This is a genomic window from Thioalbus denitrificans (genome assembly GCF_003337735.1).
In the GTDB taxonomy this organism is placed as follows: domain Bacteria; phylum Pseudomonadota; class Gammaproteobacteria; order DSM-26407; family DSM-26407; genus Thioalbus; species Thioalbus denitrificans.
On sequence record NZ_QPJY01000004.1, the window covers coordinates 173,023 to 192,851 of the forward strand.

Annotated in this window: 16 protein-coding genes; 8 read left to right on the forward strand and 8 right to left on the reverse strand. The window is 70.2% G+C overall.

Annotated elements, in window-relative coordinates:
* The first annotated feature begins 74 nt into the window (after positions 1–74).
* The 6 genes from DFQ59_RS10745 (at position 75) to DFQ59_RS10770 (ending at position 8,405) form a co-directional block, all read left to right on the forward strand.
* Positions 75–1,181 carry an efflux RND transporter periplasmic adaptor subunit gene (locus tag DFQ59_RS10745; RefSeq protein WP_114279705.1) on the forward strand — a complete coding sequence of 369 codons (1,107 nt, stop codon included), beginning with the start codon at positions 75–77 and terminating at the stop codon, positions 1,179–1,181.
* A gap of 24 nt (positions 1,182–1,205) precedes the next feature.
* Positions 1,206–4,322: an efflux RND transporter permease subunit gene (locus DFQ59_RS10750; protein ID WP_114279706.1), complete on the forward strand. Its 3,117-nt coding sequence runs from the start codon at positions 1,206–1,208 to the stop codon at positions 4,320–4,322.
* Positions 4,323–4,746: 424 nt separating this feature from the next.
* Positions 4,747–5,136, forward strand: a complete 390-nt coding sequence (locus DFQ59_RS10755) for a hypothetical protein (protein WP_147275228.1) — start codon at positions 4,747–4,749, stop codon at positions 5,134–5,136.
* Between the two features lie 76 nt (positions 5,137–5,212).
* A complete protein-coding gene (locus DFQ59_RS10760; protein ID WP_114279708.1) occupies positions 5,213–5,737 on the forward strand; it encodes a protein disulfide oxidoreductase in 525 nt (174 codons plus the stop codon).
* 184 nt (positions 5,738–5,921) lie between these two features.
* Positions 5,922–6,749 (forward strand): transporter substrate-binding domain-containing protein, encoded by an 828-nt coding sequence (locus tag DFQ59_RS10765; protein ID WP_114279709.1) that lies wholly within the window; start codon positions 5,922–5,924, stop codon positions 6,747–6,749.
* A 42-nt stretch (positions 6,750–6,791) separates the two neighbouring features.
* Positions 6,792–8,405 carry a GGDEF domain-containing protein gene (locus DFQ59_RS10770; protein WP_114279710.1) on the forward strand — a complete coding sequence of 538 codons (1,614 nt, stop codon included), beginning with the start codon at positions 6,792–6,794 and terminating at the stop codon, positions 8,403–8,405.
* 22 nt (positions 8,406–8,427) lie between these two features.
* Here the strand turns inward: DFQ59_RS10770 and DFQ59_RS10775 are convergent, their stop codons facing one another.
* From DFQ59_RS10775 to DFQ59_RS10795, 5 genes are all read right to left on the reverse strand, one after another.
* Positions 8,428–8,838 (reverse strand): hypothetical protein, encoded by a 411-nt coding sequence (locus DFQ59_RS10775; RefSeq protein WP_114279711.1) that lies wholly within the window; start codon positions 8,836–8,838, stop codon positions 8,428–8,430.
* Between the two features lie 153 nt (positions 8,839–8,991).
* Positions 8,992–10,209, reverse strand: coding sequence for a DNA polymerase Y family protein (locus DFQ59_RS10780; RefSeq protein WP_245937254.1), 1,218 nt, complete (start codon positions 10,207–10,209; stop codon positions 8,992–8,994).
* A gap of 369 nt (positions 10,210–10,578) precedes the next feature.
* Positions 10,579–11,445: an alpha/beta hydrolase gene (locus tag DFQ59_RS10785; protein WP_211314885.1), complete on the reverse strand. Its 867-nt coding sequence runs from the start codon at positions 11,443–11,445 to the stop codon at positions 10,579–10,581.
* Between the two features lie 11 nt (positions 11,446–11,456).
* Positions 11,457–13,163, reverse strand: coding sequence for an ABC transporter ATP-binding protein (locus DFQ59_RS10790; protein ID WP_114279713.1), 1,707 nt, complete (start codon positions 13,161–13,163; stop codon positions 11,457–11,459).
* A complete protein-coding gene (locus tag DFQ59_RS10795) occupies positions 13,160–14,302 on the reverse strand; it encodes a P-loop NTPase family protein (RefSeq protein WP_211314886.1) in 1,143 nt (380 codons plus the stop codon). The genes DFQ59_RS10790 and DFQ59_RS10795 overlap by 4 nt, the downstream gene beginning before the upstream one ends.
* Positions 14,303–14,699: 397 nt before the next feature.
* Between DFQ59_RS10795 and DFQ59_RS10800 the strand changes: the two genes are divergently transcribed.
* Both DFQ59_RS10800 and DFQ59_RS10805 read left to right on the forward strand, forming a co-directional pair.
* Complete coding sequence (locus DFQ59_RS10800; protein ID WP_114279714.1) at positions 14,700–16,751, forward strand: elongation factor G; 2,052 nt, start codon at positions 14,700–14,702, stop codon at positions 16,749–16,751.
* A gap of 5 nt (positions 16,752–16,756) precedes the next feature.
* Positions 16,757–17,302 (forward strand): hypothetical protein, encoded by a 546-nt coding sequence (locus DFQ59_RS10805; protein WP_114279715.1) that lies wholly within the window; start codon positions 16,757–16,759, stop codon positions 17,300–17,302.
* A gap of 48 nt (positions 17,303–17,350) precedes the next feature.
* Here DFQ59_RS10805 and DFQ59_RS10810 read toward each other — a convergent pair whose 3' ends face one another.
* The 3 genes from DFQ59_RS10810 to DFQ59_RS20060 form a co-directional block, all read right to left on the reverse strand.
* A complete protein-coding gene (locus tag DFQ59_RS10810) occupies positions 17,351–17,800 on the reverse strand; it encodes a hypothetical protein (RefSeq protein ID WP_114279716.1) in 450 nt (149 codons plus the stop codon).
* Between the two features lie 97 nt (positions 17,801–17,897).
* Positions 17,898–18,221 (reverse strand): PepSY domain-containing protein, encoded by a 324-nt coding sequence (locus DFQ59_RS10815; protein WP_147275229.1) that lies wholly within the window; start codon positions 18,219–18,221, stop codon positions 17,898–17,900.
* 231 nt (positions 18,222–18,452) lie between these two features.
* Positions 18,453–19,718: a c-type cytochrome gene (locus DFQ59_RS20060; RefSeq protein ID WP_245937255.1), complete on the reverse strand. Its 1,266-nt coding sequence runs from the start codon at positions 19,716–19,718 to the stop codon at positions 18,453–18,455.
* Positions 19,719–19,829: the final 111 nt, after the last annotated feature.

Below are 19,829 nucleotides of genomic sequence, written 5' to 3' on the forward strand. Positions count from 1 at the left end.
AAGTCCGGCTTGGAAGATAGCCACCCTCAACATGCCACCGCAGCCACGGAGGGCCTTGCCTTCCCGCGCCGTTGATGGAAAGAGCGGACCCCGAGCACCCTGTCCACACGCCGCCGATCATGAAGCGCTCCGCCTGGATTGCCCTCGCCATCGCCCTGGCCACCACTTTCTGGCTCCTGTCCGGACAGCTGGGGCGGGGGGAGCGGGAACCGGCCGCCCCCCCCACCGTCGAGACGGCCGCCGCGTCGGCCAGGCCAGTCCGGGTGCGCCGGATTGAAGCCGCCCCCGTTGTCCGGGAAGTCCTCGTGCACGGAAACACCGCACCCGCCCGCACCGCCACCCTGCGGGCGGAAACCGCCGGCCGGGTCGTAGCCGTCGAGGTTCCGCGCGGCTCGGTGGTCGAGGCCGGCCAGGTGCTGATCCGGCTCGACGAGGCGGATCGCCCGGCCCGGCTGCGCGAGGCCGAGGCGCTGGTGGCCCAGCGGGAGATCGAGTACCGGGGCGCCCAATCGCTGGAGCGGAAGGGCCTCAATGCGGAGACCCAGATGGCCGCTTCACGCGCGCTGCTGGAGTCGGCACGGGCCCAGCGCGAGGCCATCCGCACCGATCTCGGGCGCACCCGCATCCGCGCCCCGTTCCGGGGCATCCTGGAGGAGCGCACGGTGGAGGTGGGCGACGCACTCGGTGTCAACGACCCGGCCGCCACCGTGGTGGAACTGGATCCCCTGATCATCACCGGCCAGGTCTCCGAGCGTGAAGTGGGGCTCCTCGAAACCGGCAGCCCGGGGAGGGCCCGGCTGATTGACGGCACCGAATTCGAGGGCCGGCTGCGCTATATCGCCGCCACGGCGGATCCCGCCACCCGCACCTTCACCGTGGAGCTCGAGGCCGGGAACCCCGGCCACCGCGCGCTGGCGGGCACCACCGCCGAGCTGCGCATACCGGTACGCACCGAAAAGGCCCACCGCCTCTCGTCCGCCCTGCTCGCACTCGACGACGACGGCCGGCTGGGGGTGAAGACGGTGGATGACGGCGGGGTGGTCCATTTTCACCCCGTCGACATCGTCCGCAGCGACGCCGAGAGCCTGTGGGTGGCCGGACTGCCCGATCCGGCCCGCATCATCACTGTCGGCCAGGGCTTCGTGCGCGACGGCGATCGCGTCGAGGCGGTGGCCGAGTAGCCGCGCGCCGGCCGGACCCCTGACATGCGGGAACACACCAGTCTCATCGACGCCGCCTTCCACCGCAGCCGGACCGTGCTGCTCACCCTGGCGCTGATCCTGGCCAGCGGCACCATCGCCTATCTCACCATCCCCAAGGAGGCGGAGCCCGACGTCGCCATCCCCATCATCTACGTCTCCATGAGCCACGAGGGCATCTCCCCGGCGGACGCGGAGCGGCTGCTGGTGCGGCCCATGGAGAAGGAGCTGCAGGCCATCGAGGGGGTGAAGGAGATGCGTTCCACCGCCGGCGAGGGACACGCCTCGGTGCTGCTGGAGTTCGATGCCGGCTTCGACAGCGACCAGGCGCTGCAGGACGTGCGCGAGAAGGTGGACATCGCCGAGGCGGAGCTGCCGGAGGAGACCGACAAGCCGTCGGTGAACGAGGTCAACGTGGCGCTGTTCCCGGTGCTGGTGATGACCCTCTCGGGCGATGTGCCCGAGCGCACCCTGCTGGCCCTGGCCCGGGCGCTGAAGGACCGCATCGAGGGGCTCACCGAGGTGCTGGAGGTGGAGATCGCCGGCGATCGCGAGGAGGCGGTGGAGGTAATCGTCGACCCGCTGGTGCTGGACAGCTACCGCATCAGCTACGAGGAGCTCATCCGCTTCATCCAGCGCAACAACCGCCTGGTGGCCGCCGGTGCCCTGGATACCGGCGAGGGCCGCTTCGCGGTCAAGGTGCCCGGCCTGTTCGAGAGCGCGCAGGACGTGCTCGGCCTGCCGGTGAAGGTCAGCGGCGATCGGGTGGTCACCTTCGGCGACGTGACCAGCGTGCGCCGCACCTTCAAGGACCCCGCCGGATTCGCCCGGGTGAACGGCCGGCCGGCCATCAGCCTGGAGGTCTCCAAGCGGGTGGGCGAGAACATCATCGAGACCAGCGAGAAGGTGCGCGCCCTGGTGGCGGCCGAGCAGTCCGGCTGGCCGGCGGGCGTGGAGGTGAGCTACATCCAGGACAAGTCGCAGGATGTGCGCACCATGCTCGACGACCTGCAGAACAATATCCTCAGCGCGGTGCTGCTGGTGATGGTGGTGGTGGTGGCGGCCCTGGGGCTGCGCACCGCCGGCCTGGTGGGGCTGGCGATCCCCGGCTCCTTCCTGGCCGGCATCCTGATCATCGGCGCGCTGGGGCTGACCATCAACATCGTGGTGCTGTTCAGCCTCATCATGGCGGTGGGAATGCTCATCGACGGCGCCATCGTGGTGACCGAGTTCGCCGACCGCCGGATGGCCGAGGGCGAGCCCCGGGTCCGCGCCTATGCCCAGGCGGCGCGGCGCATGGCCTGGCCCATCACCGCCTCCACCGCCACCACCCTGGCCGCCTTCATGCCCCTGCTGTTCTGGCCCGGCGTGGTGGGCGAGTTCATGAAGTACCTCCCCATCACCCTGATGGCCACCCTCGGCGCCTCGCTGCTGATGGCGCTGGTATTCATCCCCACCCTCGGGGCGCTGGTGGGGCGGCCGAGCCACGAGGACGAGACGACGCGGCGGCGGCTGGCCGCCTCGGAGTCCGGCGACCTGCATACGATGGGCGGGTTCACCGGGCTGTACGTGCGGCTCTTGGAGCGCCTGCTCCACCACCCGGTCAAGGTGCTGGCGGTGGCGCTGCTGCTGCTGCTCGGGGTCTACAGCGCCTACGGACTCTACGGCCGCGGTCTCGAATTCTTTCCCGACGTGGAGCCGGAGCGCGCCCTGGTGCTGGTGCACGCCCGCGGCAACCTCTCGGTGTACGAGCGCGACGCCCTGGTACGGGAGGTGGAGGCGCGGGTGCTCGGCATGACGGGGGTGGAGACGGTCTACGCCCGTTCCGGCCTGACCCTGCGCGGCCAGGATCTGGCCGAGGATGTCATCGGCACCCTGCAGCTGGAGTTCACCGACTGGCAGACCCGGCCGCCGGCCCGGGAGCTGATGGCCGAGGCGCGCCGCCGCACCGCGGATCTCGCCGGCATCACGGTGGAGGTGCGCAAGGAGGAGTCCGGTCCGCCGGTGGGCAAGCCGGTGCAGCTGGAGCTCTCCGCCCGCGATCCCGCGCTGCTGCCGCCGGCGGTGGAGCAGGCGCGGCGCGGGCTGGAGAGTCTCGGCGGCTTCGTGGACCTGGAGGACAGCCGCCCGATACCGGGAATCGAATGGCAGGTCCGGGTGGATCGGACCCAGGCGGGACGGTTCGACGCCGATGTGACCGTGGTGGGCAACGCGGTGCAGCTGGTCACCAACGGCATCAAGGTGGCCTCCTACCGGCCCGATGACGCCGATGACGAAGTGGACATCCTGGTCCGCCTCCCCGGGGAGAAGCGCGGCCTGGATCAGCTGGATCAGCTGCGGGTGGAGACCCGCTACGGACAGGTGCCCATCAGCAACTTCGTGGAGCGGCGCCCGGCGCCCAAGGAGGGCACCCTCAACCGCACCGACGGACGCCGCATCCTGTCGGTGAAGGCCGACGTGCCCGAGGGCGTCCTTCCCGACACCCAGGTCAGGCGCATCCAGGCCTGGCTGGAGGAGCAGGCCGACTGGAACCCGCTGGTGGAGGTGGCCTTCAAGGGCGAGGACGAGGAGCAGCGCGAGTCGAAGGTCTTCCTCAGCCAGGCCTTCGGCGTGGCCCTGTTCATCATGGCCATCATCCTGGTGACCCAGTTCAACAGCTTCTACCAGGCGCTGCTCATCCTCAGCGCCGTGATCTTCTCCACTGTCGGCGTGCTGCTCGGTCTCCTGACCACCGGCCAGCCCTTCGGCATCGTCATGAGCGGCATCGGCGTCATCGCCCTGGCCGGCATCGTGGTCAACAACAACATCGTCCTCATCGACACCTACAACGTGCTGCGGGCCGAGGGACGGGAAGTGCTCGACGCCGTGCTGCGCACCAGCGCCCAGCGCCTGCGGCCGGTACTGCTCACGACGGTGACCACCATCCTGGGGCTCGCGCCGATGGTGATGCGCCTCAACATCGACCTGTTCGGCCGGGAGGTGGTCTTCGACGCCCCCTCCACCCAGTGGTGGTCACAGCTGGCCACGGCCATCGCCGGCGGTCTCACCTTCGCCACGGTCCTGACCCTGGTGCTGACCCCCTGCCTGCTGGTACTCGGCGATCGCCGGCGGAAGCATCCATGAGCGGTTCTGCGAACGCACAGGGCATGCCTCATCCTGGGGCGCCGACATGATGCAGGGCACCAAAACCATGCGTGAGGATTCCCGCCAGGACGACACAAGGATTTGATTAATATCAATTAATGTAATTGGCATAACTCCTGCAATAACTACAGTGCGTGTGGCCCGCCCCACCGCATCCTCCACGGTGCCACGCGTCTTTCCCCTGATATTCGGGGTGCCCGCGGGCACCCCGTTTTTTATTCGGACACCCTCATCCTACCCCCCATGTGGGTTATTCACCCCGGCTCCCGCTGTGTTAGGGTGGTTTGGAATGATTCCAGATTGCCCGACGGCCAGCGGCCTAGCGTAACGCGCGCCCCGGGAAGTCGATGCGGGAGGGGGCCGATGACACTCCTCCCGGACCGCACCAGGAGATATGACGGCCATGTCCACGCAGCACACCGAACAGGAGCGCCTGCGCCTCGCCCAGCGCACCATCGACGCCCTGGAGGACTGGCGCATCGCCCCCGAATTGCAGATCGAGCTCATGGGGCTGCCCGAAAACACCCGGCCGCGGGCGCTGAAGCGCTACCGCGACGGCATGCAGGCCCTGCCCGATGACCCGGACGTGCTGGAGCGGGCCCGCCACATCATCGGCATCAACGAGTCGCTGGTCCGTATCCACCCCATGAACCACCGTGCCGGCTTCCTGTGGCTGAACAACCGCAGCAAGTACTTTCCCGAGGAACCGCCGCTCGAGGTGATGTGCAAGGAGGGACTCACCGGACTGCACCGGGTCTGGGCCAACCTGGACTGCACCATCGACTGGGATTGAGGCACCGCACCCGGGGCCGGCCGCAAATGGGGGCAACTCCGGCGTATTCCGCCGCACCGCAGGCTGTACCGAGCCCATGAATCACCCTCCGAAGCCCCCGCCCCGCCGGCGTCGCGGCCGGGTCCTGCGCTGGAGCGCGGAGATCGTCCTGCTGCTGGCCGTCTACCTGGGTGTCCATGCCTGGCTGAGCCGGGATCTGGCGCTGGGCCCCGCCCCACCGCTGGCAGGCCCGCTGCTCGGTGGCGGATCGCCGGCGCCGCTGATCGGCGACACGCCCGTCCTGGTCCACTTCTGGGCCACGTGGTGCCCCGTCTGTCGGCTCGAACAGGACAGCATCGAGTCCATCGCCGGGGACCATCCCGTCATCACCGTCGCCCTGCAGTCGGGGAACGCCGCCGAAGTGGCCGCCCATCTCCATGCCCGCGATCTGCGCGTGCCGGTGCTCAACGATCCCGACGGACTCATTGCGGGAGCCTGGGGCGTGCGCGCGGTGCCCGCGACATTCGTGGTGCGGGACGGTGTCATCCGCTACCGTGAGCGCGGCTTCACCACCGAAGCGGGGCTGCGGCTGCGACTCTGGCTGGCGCGGGTCATGGACTGACCCGCGGCCTCCCACCATCCGGCCATGCCTGCCGGGCGGTGCAATCGCGGTCGGCTGCCTGTCCAACCGCCCGGCACCGGCTATAGTTACCCTAGCAATAAGCCACCCCGGCAGATGGTGCGCCCCATTCGGGTCCCGACCTGTTCGGGGTGGGCGTCTGGAAACAGATGCGCCGGGAGGCTCGATGAAAGCTTCGCATCACCCCGCCAGCACCGATCCGGGCCGTGGAAGTTCTTTGCCCGGCACTTCACAGCGGAACCGGTCCGGCATCGTCCTGATCCTGGTCTTCATGCTCCTGCCCATCCTTGCCCATGGCGCCGGACCGTTGCGCGTCGCCACCGAGGGGGCCTACCCGCCCTTCAACTACCTCGACGAGCAGGGCCGGCTCACCGGCTTCGACGTGGACCTCGCCCGCGCCCTGTGCGCGGCGCTGGAGACGGAATGCACTTTCACCGCCGTGCCCTGGGAGGAGCTGATCCCGCGCCTGGAGTCCGGAGAGTATGATGTGATCGTCGCAAGCATGGCGCGGACGCCCGAGCGCGAACAGCGGGTCGACTTCACCGAACACTACTACCGCTCCCGTTCCGCCTTCGTCGCCCGGAGTGGCAGCGGCCTGCAGCCCGACCGCCAAAATCTGCGCGGCAAGCGGCTGGCCGCCCCGGTAGGCTCGGTCCAGGCCGAATACCTCGTGCGGCGCTATGCCGACATCGCCGACATCGTGACCCCGCCCACCAGCGGCGACGCCTTCGCGATGCTCGCCGCCGGCGAGGTGGATGCCGTCCTGTCCGACAGTCTCAACGGACTCGATTTCCTCGATTCGGAACGCGGCCGCGAGTTCGATTTCGTGGGTGACGCGCTGCCTCCCGAAGATGTATCGGGCGCCGCCCACATTGCCGTGCGCAAGGGTGAACTGGCGCTGGTGAAGCGGCTCAACCGGGCCCTGGCACGGATCCGGATGGAGGGAACCTACGATCGCATCAACCACCGCTACTTTCCCTTCAGCATCTACTGAGCCGAACAAACCCGCGACCGGAGCCCGGTACCGAGACAAGCCATGGCCGCACCGAACCCCACACCGGATGGCAGGTCCGCCGGCGCTCCACCCGCCCCGGCTCGACAGGGCCACCTCGGGCTGGTGCCCGCCGTACTGGTCTTCGGCGCCCTGCTCCTGGCGCTGTTCACCGGCACCAGCCTCCTGGTCGGCAAGGCGCTGATGGACATCGAACAACTCGCCGCCGACACTCGCAACGTGCTGCTGCCGGGGCTCATCCGCCACCAGGGTACCGCGGTGAACATCGAACGGCTGCGGGGCTTCGGGGAGGTCGTCCTCACCACCCCCGACGCCGAGCGGCGGCGACGGGTCCGGCTGGCCGCCTACATCCTCGCCAGCGATTCGGTATTCGAGCAGGAGTCGCGGGTCCACCAGACCATCCGGCTCGCCTACCAGGCCATCCTCTTCGTCGCCCGTACCCGGGAGGAACAGGAAAACGAGGAGGAATGGATCGCCAACCGCCTGGAAACGATCGAGGCGCGCATCGAAGCCCTGGCCCGGGAAGCCGATGCGGAACGGATCCGGAGGCTCTATCGCGCAGAACGCCTGCTCACCAGCGTCAAGCATGCCGCCACCCCGCTGGAGCTGGCCCGTCTCGAGGCTGCCTTCAACGCCGTGGCCATTCACCTGCCGGAGGAGAGCAGCGGCTGGCGGGAAGTGATCGAACGGCGCCGCGCCATCATCAACGCCGGGGAGACCGCCGACGCCCGCTGGGCCGCCGCCCGCCAGACCCTGGAGGCATTGGCCGACAGCCTCTCCACCCGGGCGGCACTACGGGCCTCGGACCGCTCGGGACTCATCGTGGAGTTGGCTGAACAGGCCCGGCTGGTGGGCACCGGCGCCCTGCTGACCCTGCTCGCGGTCCTCCTCATCCTGGCCCTGCTCTGGCGCCGGCACATCCTCCTGCCGATCCTCGCCGCCACCCGGGGGCTCGAGCAGGTCCAGTCCACCCACCATCCGGTGGCGCTGCCCCACGTGCGCATCCGCGAGCTGGACGCCATCAACCGGGCGGTGGAGAACTTCGGCCGGATGCTGGCCCAGCTCCACGACGCCAATACCCAGCTGCGCCGCCTCTCGGACCGGGACGGCCTGACGGGCATACCCAACCGCCGCCGCTTCGACACCGCCTACGCCAATCTCTCCAAGCTCGCCCGCCGCCACAGCCGTCCGCTCGCGGTCATCATGATGGACATCGATTTCTTCAAGGCCTACAACGACACCTACGGCCACCTCCAGGGCGACGACTGCCTGAAGCGGGTCGCCCACGCCATCGAGCGCGTCGCCCATCGTACCGGCGACGTGGTGGCCCGCTACGGCGGCGAGGAGTTCGTCGCGGTCCTGCCCGAAACCGACGCGCCCGGCGCCCTGCGCATCGCCGAACGCATGCAGGCGGCGGTGGCCGACCTGGCCATCGAACACCGGAGCTCCACGGTGGCCGGGCATGTGACCGTGAGCATGGGTGTGGCCGCCTCCGGCCCCGAACACCCGCTTGATCCCGAGGCCCTGGTGGACACGGCCGACCAGGCCCTGCTGCGGGCCAAGCGCAGCGGGCGCAACCGTATCTGCACGGCGACCGACGGAAAGAGATGCGAACCGGAAGGCACGCCCGGCCACTGAGCCGGATGCCCGCACCCGGACATCATCCACTCAGGATCCGCGGCCAGCGGGCATGAACCGCCTCGGCCAGCTCCGGCTCGACCACCACCACGTAGACCCGGCGCTCGCTCCCTTCGCGGGCCACCAGCCCCTGGATCCACTGCCCGCGGGTCAGGTCGTACCAGCGGGCATGCCCCTCGATATCGGGCTCCATGAAGCTCTTCAGCACCAGCTTCACCGGCACCGGGAACCAGCGATCCCAGCGCCCGGCGTAGATGGCCTCCAGCCGCGCCCAGCCGCCCAGCGGCAGCTGCCCCGCCTGCTGCGGCCGCCGCCCCCAGGGCAGCAGGCCGACGCCGCCTTTGCGACGACGTACCGGCAGTCGCGCACCCGGGTTCGGGAAGTAGACCCGCACATCCCGCTCCTCATGTTCGAAATAGACGCCGCCGCACATGGCCGGACAAACCTCATACACAACATTACATAAAACATATAATCAGCTGAATAATATATATTATATTCAAGTGATCGGTTAATATCGCCGGGCCGCCCCGGTATCCGCGAACGACTCTCCAAAGGGCGGCCATCAAACTAATTTAAAAGGATTTCATACACTCCGGCGATGGCCGAACGGCTTCCAGGCGGGAGCGATCACATCGGGCATGGCGGAACGCTCGAGCAGGCGGGCCGGCGCCAGGGCGAACTGGCCGAAACGCCGGTTCACCGCGTCCATGACCCCGTTGATCTCGGGATGCCCGGGCGCCTCGTCGGCGAACAGCTCCAGTTGCGCCCGCGCCGGAACGGGGTCGAGGGCGGTCACCTGGACCTGGTGCACCCCCGCCCCGTCCCAGTGCCGGCCGAGCACTTCCCGGCACAGGGCCGCGATCTGGTGGCCGTCGTCGGTGGGCATGGCCGTGCGCAGGCGCGCCCCCTCCCAGCCGCCCCGGACCCGCAGGCCGATGAAGAATTCACGCGCCGCCAGCCCGTGCCGCCGCAGCCGGGCACCCACCTTCTCGCTCATGTGCAGCAGGTAGGTGAGCAGGACGGCCCGATCGCGGGTGTCCGGCGGCACCACCTTGCCGTGGCCCACCGACTGCGGCGGAGCGACGCCGGTCCGCACCTTTTCCGGGTCCCGCCCCTGGGCCATGTACCAGATGCGCCGGCCGGGGTTGCCGAAGCGCCGCGCCAGCACCCCGATGGGCAGCCGCGCCATCTCGCCGCAGGTATGCACCCCGTGCCGGGCGAGAAAGGCGCCGATGCCCTCGGCCACCCCGCACAACTCGGTGACGGGAACAGCGTGGAGACGCGCGGCCGCCTCCCAGGGGGGAATGACGGTGAAACCGTCGGGCTTGTCCTGCTTGGCGGCGAACTTGGCGGTGGTCCTGTCTCCGCTCACCCCCACCGAGCACAACACGCCGGAAGCCTCGAACACCCGCCGCCGGGCCAGCCGGGCGATGGCCGCCGGACTGCCCAGCAGGCGCTGACAGCGGGTGACGTCCAGGAACGCCTCGTCCACGGAGAACACCTCGATGTCGGGCGAGATCGCCGCCAGGGCCTCCATGATGGCGGTGGAAACCTCCGCGTAGCGCTCCGGCCGGGCGGGACACTGGATCAGGTCGGGACAGAGCCGCCGCGCCTGGGGCAGCCGCATGCCCGTGCGCACCCCGAAGGCGCGCGCCTCGTAGGAGCAGGTGATGACGCAGGTCCCCTGGCGGCCGTTGGTGATGGCCACCGGGCGTCCGCGCCATTCCGGCCGATCCCGCTGCTCCACCGAGGCGAAGAAGGCGTTCATGTCCACCAGGATGATGGCCCGCGGCCAGTGCACCGGACACGCGTCCGCGCCGGCGGGAAAGGCGGGATCAGGGGCGGGAGGGTCCGGTAACGGCGGGGCTGTGGGCATGGCGGCTTTCTCGTTCGGCTCCCCTTCAGAATAGAGAACCAAAAGAGAACATTCAATCGGGAATCGGCATTGCGGTCGCCCCGGGAGAAAAGTGATCGGGCGCGAATACCCCCCTATCAAGGGCGGGACACACTCGCACACTCTGAGAACCCGTTCACAGAAAGCGGGCGATGCCAGCGGGTAGCCTGAGCCGGTGGCCACTGTCGCCACCCGCGGAGCGCCCAGACGCAGGCGACCCGTTCCACCTTTCTCCTCCCCCGCCCGCACACGGCGCGTGCCTCGTGCGGGTGTTTTTTATCCGCCCCCGTTCTTCCCGAACAGGGCCCGGAACACCCGCTCCTCCAGACCCCGATCGGCGGCGCTCTGGGCAAAGGAATGGCCGGCGCCCGGCAGCAACTCGAAGCGGAACGGGGCCGCCAGGCCCCGGGCCCGGGCAGCCAGGTTCATGGCCTGCACCCAGCGCCGCCCCCGCTCGATGCGGTTCAGCCCCTGCTGCCGATCGATGCGGGGATCGGTCCGGAGGCTGGGATCCCGCTCGCCGTCATGCTCGCCCACCACCACCGTCGCCGGCACCCGGAGAAACTCCTCCGGCTCGAAGCGCGGCCCCGTTCGGGAATCGCCGGGCGCGATGCCCCGCGGGTATCTCTGTTCCGGGTCGGGAAAGGTGTACCAGCCGGGCGCACCCAGGACATAGGCCCTCACCCGCCGCGGATTGGCCATCGCATAGCGGTGCACGAACTGCCCGCCGCCGGAGAAGCCGAACAGGTAGACGCGCCGGGTGAAGGCGCCGGTGAGATGCCCCACTTCGGCGAGAATGGCCTCCAGCGCCCGGTCCGCCCGCCGCCCGAGCCGCTGGTAGCCGGGAAATCGATCCGCGGAGAACAGGGGCGCCACCAGCACCACGCCGTGCCGCTCGGCAAGCCGGGCGAACTCCTCGGCGTGCTCGCGGGCATTGCGGGATATGCCGTGGACGCTCACCAGCACCCGGGCGTTGACGGTTCCCGAACGGGGCAGGTAGAGGAAATAGTGCTGGCCGCGATCGCCGGCCAGGCGCCGGAACAGCACCCGTCCCCGCTGGTGGCGCAGCGGCACCGCGCCCCGGCGCCCGGCGGACTGCGGGGCACCCGGGCGGGGCATGAACTCACGGGGATCTGCGGCCATCGGCGTCTCCCTCAGGACGCATTGCGGAGGGCCCAGCCGGCGCCGAACAGGCGCGCGGTGGGGCCGTCGCCGCGCGCCAGCGCCTGTGGCGTACCGGCTTCCACCAGTTGCCCGTCCTCCAGGTGCCAGATCCGGTCCGCCGTCGCCAGCCGATCGGGGCGATGGGTCACCATCAGCACCGTGCCCCGGTAACCGGACAGCACCTGGTCCAGGGCCAGCGCGGACTGGGGGTCGAGGTTGGACTCGGCCTCGTCCAGGAGCAGCAGGCGCGGCTGACCGACGATGGCACGGGCCAGGGCGATGCGCTGGCGCTGCCCGGGGGAGAGGTTGGCACCGCCCTCGGCCAGGCGGGTCGCGGCCCCTTCCGGCAGCTCCTCCAGCAGCGTGTCCAGCCCGCACAGGGCCTTGACCCGCTCGATCTCGGCCTCCGGTGCATCCGGGCACCGGTAGCGCAGGTTGCGGTCGATGGTTCCCCGCAGCAGCGGCAGATCGGGGCTCACCATCCCCACTTCCCGGCGCAGGGAGGACAACCGGACCCGGGCGAGATTGCGGCCATCCAGGCGCACCCGCCCGCCATCGGGGTCGATGAGCCGCGCCGCCAGCGCCAGCAGCGTGGATTTGCCGGCGCCGTTCGGGCCGACGATGGCGGTGACCGTCCCCGGCTCCGCCTCCAGGCTGATGCGGCGGAGCGCCCCCCGTACCCGCACCCGGTCGAAGCTGAGCCGTCCGGAGCCCGCCTTCAGGCGCACCGCGTCGTCCGCCTCGTTCACCAGCGCCGGCGTATCCAGGAACTGGCGGATCTTCTCCCGCGATACCCGCGCACCCTGCCAGTATTCGTAGACCCGGCCCAGATCCCGCAACGGCGAGACCAGGAAACCGACGATGGCCATGGCGGCCACCACGGTGCCGGCCGTCGCCTGCCCGGCGGCGGCCTCGAAGGCACCGGCCAGCAGCGACGCGGCCACCGCCAGCGCGGCGGTGCCCTCGGTGACCGCCCGCAATCCGCCCGCCACCCGCGCCCGGCGCACCTCGGCGGCACCGAGACGGTTGCTCTGGCGCGCCAGGTGGCGGCGCTCGCGCCGGGCCTGGCCGAACACCTGCACCACCGGCATGGTGGCGATCTTCTCGCTCACATTGGCGGCCAGGTGCGTGCGCAGCCGGCGCGCCTCCTGGACCGCGCGACGCATCCTTGCGCCGAGCCCCAGGGCCGTCACCATGCCGATGCACAGCACCGCCGCCACCACGCCGCCCAGCAGCGGATTGATGACCGCCAGCGCCGCCAGGGCACCGAAGGTGCTGATGCCCGCCACGGTCAGTCGCGCCAGGCCCAGGCTCACCCACTGGCGCAGGGCAGTGAGATCACCCACGAAGCGCAGCATCACCCCGCCCCGGCTGCGCCGTTGCAGCGCCCGCGGCGCCAGGGTGCTGAGCCGGTCGAACAGGACCAGCCGCACATCGGCGACGTAGTCCTGGCCGAGGCGTTCGGCCCCGGCGCGCTCGGCATAGCGCAGCCAGGCGACCGCCAGCGCCGCGGCCACCAGGCCCAGCGCCGGCCACAGCACGGCCTCGGCGCCGCCGGCCAGGAGCCGGTCGAAGCCGGTCCGAACCAGCAGGACGGTGGCCACCGCGGCCAGCGCCTGGCCGGCGCCCACGGCCACCAGGGTCGCGAACAGGCGCCGCCGCCGACCGCTGAAAATCTCGGGCAGCTCCCGGGTCACAGGGCCACCGCGAGTTCCGGCTCCCGGCCGGGGAGCTGGGCCTGCAGCCGGTCCAGCACGTCGGCGGCCGCGAGCGCCTCCAGGTCGAGCACCGGCAGGCCGGTGGCCGTCTCCGCCTCGCGGCGGGCCAGGGGCGAGGCGGTGAGCGCTCCACTCACCGCCAGCACCGGCAGGTCATAGTGCTCGAGATGCAGCACGCCGCCCATGGCCCCCATGGCGTCGCCGGCGGCGAACACGATGCCGTCCACCGCCGCGGCGAACCGGGGGGAGGCCAGCAATGCGGCGGTCTCGGGCTGGAACAGGCCGTCGGCCACCTCGAGCACCACCACCTCGGCCCCGTCCGCGGCCAGCCGGCCGGTCAGGGTATCGAGAATGGCGTCGACCCGTTCGGGCGGCAGCCGGTAGGTGGAGGCCGCGCCCGCATCGGTGAAGTCGTAGACGTGGTGCGCGCCGGTGTCGGTCAGGAACCAGGCGTCACCGCCGGCCCCGGTCCCCGTCACCTTGGCGGCGCCCACGCGGAGACCGGCCCGGACCAGGCCCCGCACCAGGTGGCCGGCGGTGGTGGTCTTGCCCGCGTTCATGGCCGTACCCAGCACGGCCACCGTGAACGGCCGGGGCTGACCCCCGCCGGATCCCGGCGCGGCGAGCGACCAGTCGGCCAGGTTGAGACGGCGTCCGCCGGCATCCGCCAGCAGGCCCAGCGGGCGGATCTCGGTGGCCGGCTTCATCCGGCCGTGGCGACTGCGCACCAGGGCGGCCACGCCGCCGGCGGCCACCAGGTGGCAGGGGCCGAGGTCCTTCGGGACGTGCGCCTCGAACTGGTCCGGCGCGTAGCGATCGCCATAGCACACCACGATCTCGTCGCCGGGATAGAGCTGCGCGCGCCGCCCCGTGCCGAGCTCCAGGCGGGTATGCTGACGCGGCCGCACCACTTCCGCCAGCACCAGGTCGCCGGCGCGGGGCCGCACATCGCCGCTGAGCAGCAGGGCGGCCGTCTCGGCCAGCGGCACCCGCCGGGTGGTATAGGCGCTCTTCGCCCGCGCCAGCCGGGCGGGCGCGAGGGGCTGAGTTTCCGCACCGGCCAGCTCCAGGGGAGCGGGCCTGGCTGCCATCCGTGCCTGTTCCGTGGGTTTGCTCATGTCAGGTCATCCTCTCCGGGTCCGCGGCCCCTGCGTCTTGTACGCAAAGGTGCTTCGTAACAACAACGTGCGAAGGTCGGAATTACATCCTGCTCCGCCGTTGTTCCATGGTGGGGGATGATAGGGTCCGTGACTTAACCTTTCCTTAACCACTCACGCAACTCGGGAATTGCCTTGAAGCACGCCGGACACCCAGGGCGGACATGATCGACGACCGCACCCCGGCCGGGACTCCCGCCATCGCCGCCGGGACCGCGCCTCGACGCGCCATTCACCCACCGCGCTCTCCGCGCCCTCCATGGCGAATCCCGGCTGCCGGCGCAACGGAGCTAACCACAAGGCACACAAGTGGCTATCATTGCGGTGGCGAACTCACCAAACCTCGATCAGGGAAACCATGAGCAAGGGCCACGATCTGTCCCGGGTGCGCAATATCGGCATCGCCGCCCACGTGGACGCCGGCAAGACCACCCTCACCGAGCGGCTGCTGTTCTACAGCGGCGCCTCCCACAAGATCGGCGAGGTGCACGACGGCCAGGCGCACATGGACTACCTGGCCGAGGAACAGGCCCACGGCATCACCATCATGTCGGCGGTCACCAAGCTGCCCTGGCGCGACCACGTCCTGCAGCTCATCGACACCCCCGGACACGTGGACTTCACCATCGAGGTGGAGCGCAGCATGCGGGTGCTCGACGGCTGTATCGTGGTGCTCGACGGCGTGCGCGGCGTGGAGCCGCAGACCGAAACCGTGTGGCGCCAGCGCAGTCGCTTCAACCTTCCCACCCTGTTCTTCGTCAACAAGATGGATCGCCCCGGGGCCGATTACGCCCATGCCCTGGAGACGGTGCGCAAGCAGCTGGGCGGAGAGCCGGTCCCGGTGACCGTGCCCTTCCCCGGCCGCAACGCGGTGGTGAATCTGGTGACGGGCGAGCTGCTGGGCTTCGGCGGCGACCAGGGCGAGACCATGACCGGGGAGACCTGCGATCCAGCGACCTGGGAGTCCCTGGCCGGGGCCCGCGAAACCCTGCTGCTGGCGGCGGCGGAAGCCGACGAGGCACTGGCCGAGGTGGTGCTCTCCGGCGGCCGGCCGGAGCCGGAGCAGGTCTGGAGCGCACTGCGCACGGCCACCCTGGGCGGGCGGATCCACCCCTGCTTCGGCGGCAGCGCCCTGCGCAACCTGGGCGTGCAGCCGGTCCTGGACGCGGTGGTGCGGCTGCTGCCCTCGCCGCAGGACCGTCCCCCCGCCACGGCGCGCCGGACCGACGGCGGAACCGTCACCCTGCCCATGGAGCCGGAAGGCTGCCTGGCGGCGCTGGCGTTCAAGGTGCAGATGTGGGAGGGCCGCCGCCATGTCTTCACCCGCATCTACCGCGGAACCCTCCGCCCCGGCGATCCGGTGGTCATTCCCCGCCCGGACGGCAGCCTGGTCCAGGAACGGGTGGCGCGGCTGTTCGACGTGGACGCCCACCAGAAGAACCGCATGGACGAGGCGAGCGCCGGCCAGATCGTGCTGCTCGCGGGCCTGCGCCACGCCAGCACCGGCGACACCCTGTGCTGCCCCGAGGAGCCGTTGACGCTGGAGCGCATCGAGGCCCTGGAACCGGTGCTGGGGCTGGCGGTCGAACCGGCCTCGGCCCAGGACGAGGAGAAGCTGCTGGAGGCCCTGGACAAGCTGCAGCAGGAGGACCCGACCCTGCGCCTGTTCGAGGATCAGGAAACCGGCCAGCGGGTGCTGCGCGGCATGGGCGAGCTGCATCTGCAGATCGTATTCGAGCGCCTGGAGCGCGAGTTCGGCCTGCGGGTACGCGCCGGGCGGCCGGAGGTGGTCCGGCGCGAGACCCTCGCGGGCAGCGCCGAGGGAGAAGCGTCCATCCAGCGCCTGTTCGAGCAGGAGCACCGGCAGCTGGAACTGCGCGCCGATGCGCGGGTCAGCGTCACGCCGCTGGAGCGCGGCGCGGGCCTCGTCACCGAGAGCAACCCGGTCGTGCTGCCGGAGGGCCAGCAACTCTCGCCGCTCCAGGCCGAGGCGGTGGCCGCGGCCGCCCGCGATGCGGCCCTGACCGGGCCACTGGCCGGCTACCCCCTGCAGGACGTGCAAATCCGCGTGGAGCAGGTCACCCTCTACGGCGCGCCATCGGCGCCGCCCGCCCTCTACCAGGCGGTGAGCACGGCCATCCGCAAGGCCATGGCGAACGCCGGCGGGATCCTGCTGCGGCCCATCATGGCCGTGGAAGTGGTGGTGCCGGAGGAGAATTTCGGCTCGGTGCTCGGTGATCTGCAGTCCCGCCAGGCCACCATCCAGGCCTCCGCCATCCACGGCGGAACCGCCACCGCCCGCTGCACCTGCGCCCTGGACCGGCTGCTCGGCTATACCACCGATCTGCGCAGCCTCACCCATGGCCGCGGCCAGTTCACCATGCGCTTCGAGCGCTTCGATACGGAGTAATCACCGTGCGCGGCAGCCACCATCCCGGACAGTACCTGGCGGCAATCCTCTGCGGAACCCTGGCGCTCGCGGCCGGGGCCGGGGACGGTGGTTACACGGTCCGCAGGGAGCTCCCGAGCGCCTTCCATGCCGACATGGAACCGCACCAGGGCTGGTACTGGCTGCGAAGCGAGCAGGAAAAGGTCAGCTGGAAGTTCCCCATGCTGCGCGATCATGACGATCGCAGCGTCGATTTCTGCCTCGAAGCCCGCTCGTCCAACGCCGTCAACGGCGGGTCCGGTCACGGCGCCTACCTGCACGTGGAGATCCGCAACAGCGAAACCCGCCAGAACTACATCACCACCCTGACCCTGACCAACCGGGTCGACATCATCACCGACAGCGACTCCCGGGGCGTGGGCCATGCCAGCGACGGCTGCGTGCGCATCCGCAGCGCCGGCATGGGCCTCCAGAGCGCCCCCTTCACGGTGGCGATCACCTACCCCGAGGGCAATCCCAGCGCCGTGCGCAGCGATTCGGCCTACATCGTCTACACCGCTCCCCGGCGCTGAGCCCGGGCGGGGCGCGCCCGGCATGCCGGGCGCGCCCCATGGCGGCATTCAGCGGCGGTCATGATCCCACTGCCGCCACCACCACCAGAGATGGTCGTCATGGCGGCGATCCCAGCGTGGGTCGCGGTCATAGTCGCGATAGGGACGGTAGTCCCAGCTGTAGCGCCGGTCGTCCCGACGGTCCCGATCCAGGCGGTTGTGCTTCATGATCTTGATCTGGCGGCTCAGGCGGTCGAGCTCCGCATCGAGGATGGAGCGTTCGCGCTTGGTCAGGCGACCGTCGCTGCGGAAGCGGCGCTCCAGGCGATTGATGCGCCGCTGCTCCTCCTCCAGGTAGCGACGCTCGCCGCGGGTCAGCTCGCCGCTCTTGACGCCCTGCTCGATGCGCCGATCCTGGCGCTCCTGGCGGTCATTGATCCCGGCGTTGGCGCTGAACGGCGCCAGGGCCCCGGCGGCCAGCGCTGCGATGACGATGAGGGTTCCGGTGGTCTTCTTCATGGTCGGCTCCTGTGCTTCAACATGCCTGGCTGTTCCAGGCAGTGTCAGGCTAACCGCCGACCCCTGAACGTCCCCTGAACGGAACCGCAGCGCAGGCTCATTCTCCCGGGGGCTGAGCCGGGAGCGGCTCGCCGCTGTCCAGGTCGTACTGCAACCGCCGCAACCGCCCGTCGGGCAGGCGCAGGGTCAACTCGTACACCGGCCGCCCGGCCCGGTCGTCGAGGCGGCTCCCCACCACCTCCCCGCCCTGCTCCCGCTCGGCGCGGTCCACGATTACCTGCAGGGCGGCCAGCCGCTCCAGGTTGCGCTCATCGGCGCGTTCCAGGAACCAGCGCAGCCCCTGCACTCCGACGAGCAGCAGCAGCGCCAGCGTGACCGCGACCAGGGCGATGATACGGATGGTGCTGTTCTTCATAGCCAAACGGAGACTCCCTTCAATCAGCGACCGGGGCGGGGAGGATACCTTTTCCCGGCACGGGGTTGTAGGGGCGTCTATTCCCGGCAGGCAGGATTTACTGGACTTGTCAGGCCGGAAAGGACCGGCAGCACTTCCATTCCCGGGTCACGCGGATGCCAGGCTTGCCTCCCGTGATCAATCCGGGCAGTGGACCGGGCGGCGTCCCAGCCGCCGCCCGGCACCGGGTCCGTCCGCTTACTCGAAGTCGGGGTTCAGCCAGTCCGGGGACGGCGCCAGCAGCTCCTTCGGCGGCAGCTGGCGGGAGACCCAGTTGATCACCATCTTCATGTCCTGGTCGGAGAACTCCTGGATCTGCTTGACCATGTCCGGGTTGGCGTTGCGGCGCTTGCCGTCGCGGATCCACTCGAACTGGCGCACGATGTACTTGTAGTGCTGGCCGCCGATGCGCGGGTAGAACTTCTCCGGAATGCCCTCGCCCGCATCGCCGTGGCAGCGGGTGCAGTTGTCCTTGTAGAGCTGCTCGCCCTTGGCGTACTCGGGGGTGCCCGGCTCCCACGGACCATAACCCGGCTTCGGGTTCATGGGGATGGTCTCGATGTAGGCCACCACGTCGGCCAGCGCCTGGGCGTCGCCGATGGACTCCGGCAGGGCGAAGGGGTACATGGTGGGGTTGTCGCGGTTCTTGGCGCGGATGTCCGACAGCTGCTTGATCAGCACCTTCCGGTGCTGGCCGGCCAGCTGCGGGAAGGTACCGTCCTCGGTGCCCCAGCCCTCGGGCAGGTGGCAGGCGGAGCAGACCTCGTAGACATCACGGCCGTCTTCCTTGTTGCCCTCCAGGTTGAGGGCCGCGTCGATTTCGCCGCTGTGGACGTCCCAGGCGACCTGATCGCCCTGTGCCGATCCCTCGGGGGCCGGCGCAGGTTCGGCGGCAGCTTCAGGAGCGGGTGCCGGCTCGGGGGCCGGCGCAGGTTCGGCGGCAGCTTCAGGAGCGGGTGCCGGCTCGGGGGCCGGCGCAGGCTCGGCGGCAGCTTCAGGAGCGGGTGCCGGCTCGGGGGCCGGCACAGGCTCGGCGGCAGCTTCAGGAGCGGGCGCAGGCTCGGGGGCCGGCGCAGGCTCGGCGGCAGCTTCAGGAGCGGGCGCAGGCTCGGGGGCCGCCGCAACCGGAGCGGCCGCACCCACGCCAGGCAGCGTGGCCAGCCACTCGGAGATCACCTTCATCTCCCCCTCGTTCACCAGGTGCATCACCCCCTTCATGGCCGCGGCCTGGCCGTTGTTGCGGGCCCCGCTCTTGATGTCGACCATCTGGTTGTAGAGGTACTCGGCGTTCTGTCCGGCAAGCCTCGGATAGGTGGGCAGGATCGGTTTGTTGCCCCCTGCGCCGTGGCAGGCGATGCAGGTCTTCTGGGCATAGAGGGCCGCACCATCCTGGGCCTGCGCGCCAGCACTCAGGACGATGGAAGCCGTTGCGGCGCCCAGCAGAAATAGCGTCGATTTACGCATCTTGGTTGCCTCCCTGTGCGGGCCAGTCAGCGGGCCGCCCCGGGCTGGATCTTCCCCACCCGGCCGAGTACTCGGATCCGGCATCCAACCGCCGCCCCGAAGCTCTGGTGG

What these genes read in the sequence shown, in the direction of transcription:
- DFQ59_RS10745 (WP_114279705.1), top strand. Translation starts at nt 75, where the DNA reads ATGGAAAGAGCGGACCCCGAGCACCCTGTCCACACGCCGCCGATCATG.
- DFQ59_RS10750 (WP_114279706.1), top strand. Translation starts at nt 1,206, where the DNA reads ATGCGGGAACACACCAGTCTCATCGACGCCGCCTTCCACCGCAGCCGG.
- DFQ59_RS10755 (WP_147275228.1), top strand. Translation starts at nt 4,747, where the DNA reads ATGTCCACGCAGCACACCGAACAGGAGCGCCTGCGCCTCGCCCAGCGC.
- DFQ59_RS10760 (WP_114279708.1), top strand. Translation starts at nt 5,213, where the DNA reads ATGAATCACCCTCCGAAGCCCCCGCCCCGCCGGCGTCGCGGCCGGGTC.
- DFQ59_RS10765 (WP_114279709.1), top strand. Translation starts at nt 5,922, where the DNA reads ATGAAAGCTTCGCATCACCCCGCCAGCACCGATCCGGGCCGTGGAAGT.
- DFQ59_RS10770 (WP_114279710.1), top strand. Translation starts at nt 6,792, where the DNA reads ATGGCCGCACCGAACCCCACACCGGATGGCAGGTCCGCCGGCGCTCCA.
- DFQ59_RS10775 (WP_114279711.1), bottom strand. Translation starts at nt 8,838, where the DNA reads ATGTGCGGCGGCGTCTATTTCGAACATGAGGAGCGGGATGTGCGGGTC.
- DFQ59_RS10785 (WP_211314885.1), bottom strand. Translation starts at nt 11,445, where the DNA reads ATGGCCGCAGATCCCCGTGAGTTCATGCCCCGCCCGGGTGCCCCGCAG.
- DFQ59_RS10795 (WP_211314886.1), bottom strand. Translation starts at nt 14,302, where the DNA reads ATGAGCAAACCCACGGAACAGGCACGGATGGCAGCCAGGCCCGCTCCC.
- DFQ59_RS10800 (WP_114279714.1), top strand. Translation starts at nt 14,700, where the DNA reads ATGAGCAAGGGCCACGATCTGTCCCGGGTGCGCAATATCGGCATCGCC.
- DFQ59_RS10810 (WP_114279716.1), bottom strand. Translation starts at nt 17,800, where the DNA reads ATGAAGAAGACCACCGGAACCCTCATCGTCATCGCAGCGCTGGCCGCC.
- DFQ59_RS20060 (WP_245937255.1), bottom strand. Translation starts at nt 19,718, where the DNA reads ATGCGTAAATCGACGCTATTTCTGCTGGGCGCCGCAACGGCTTCCATC.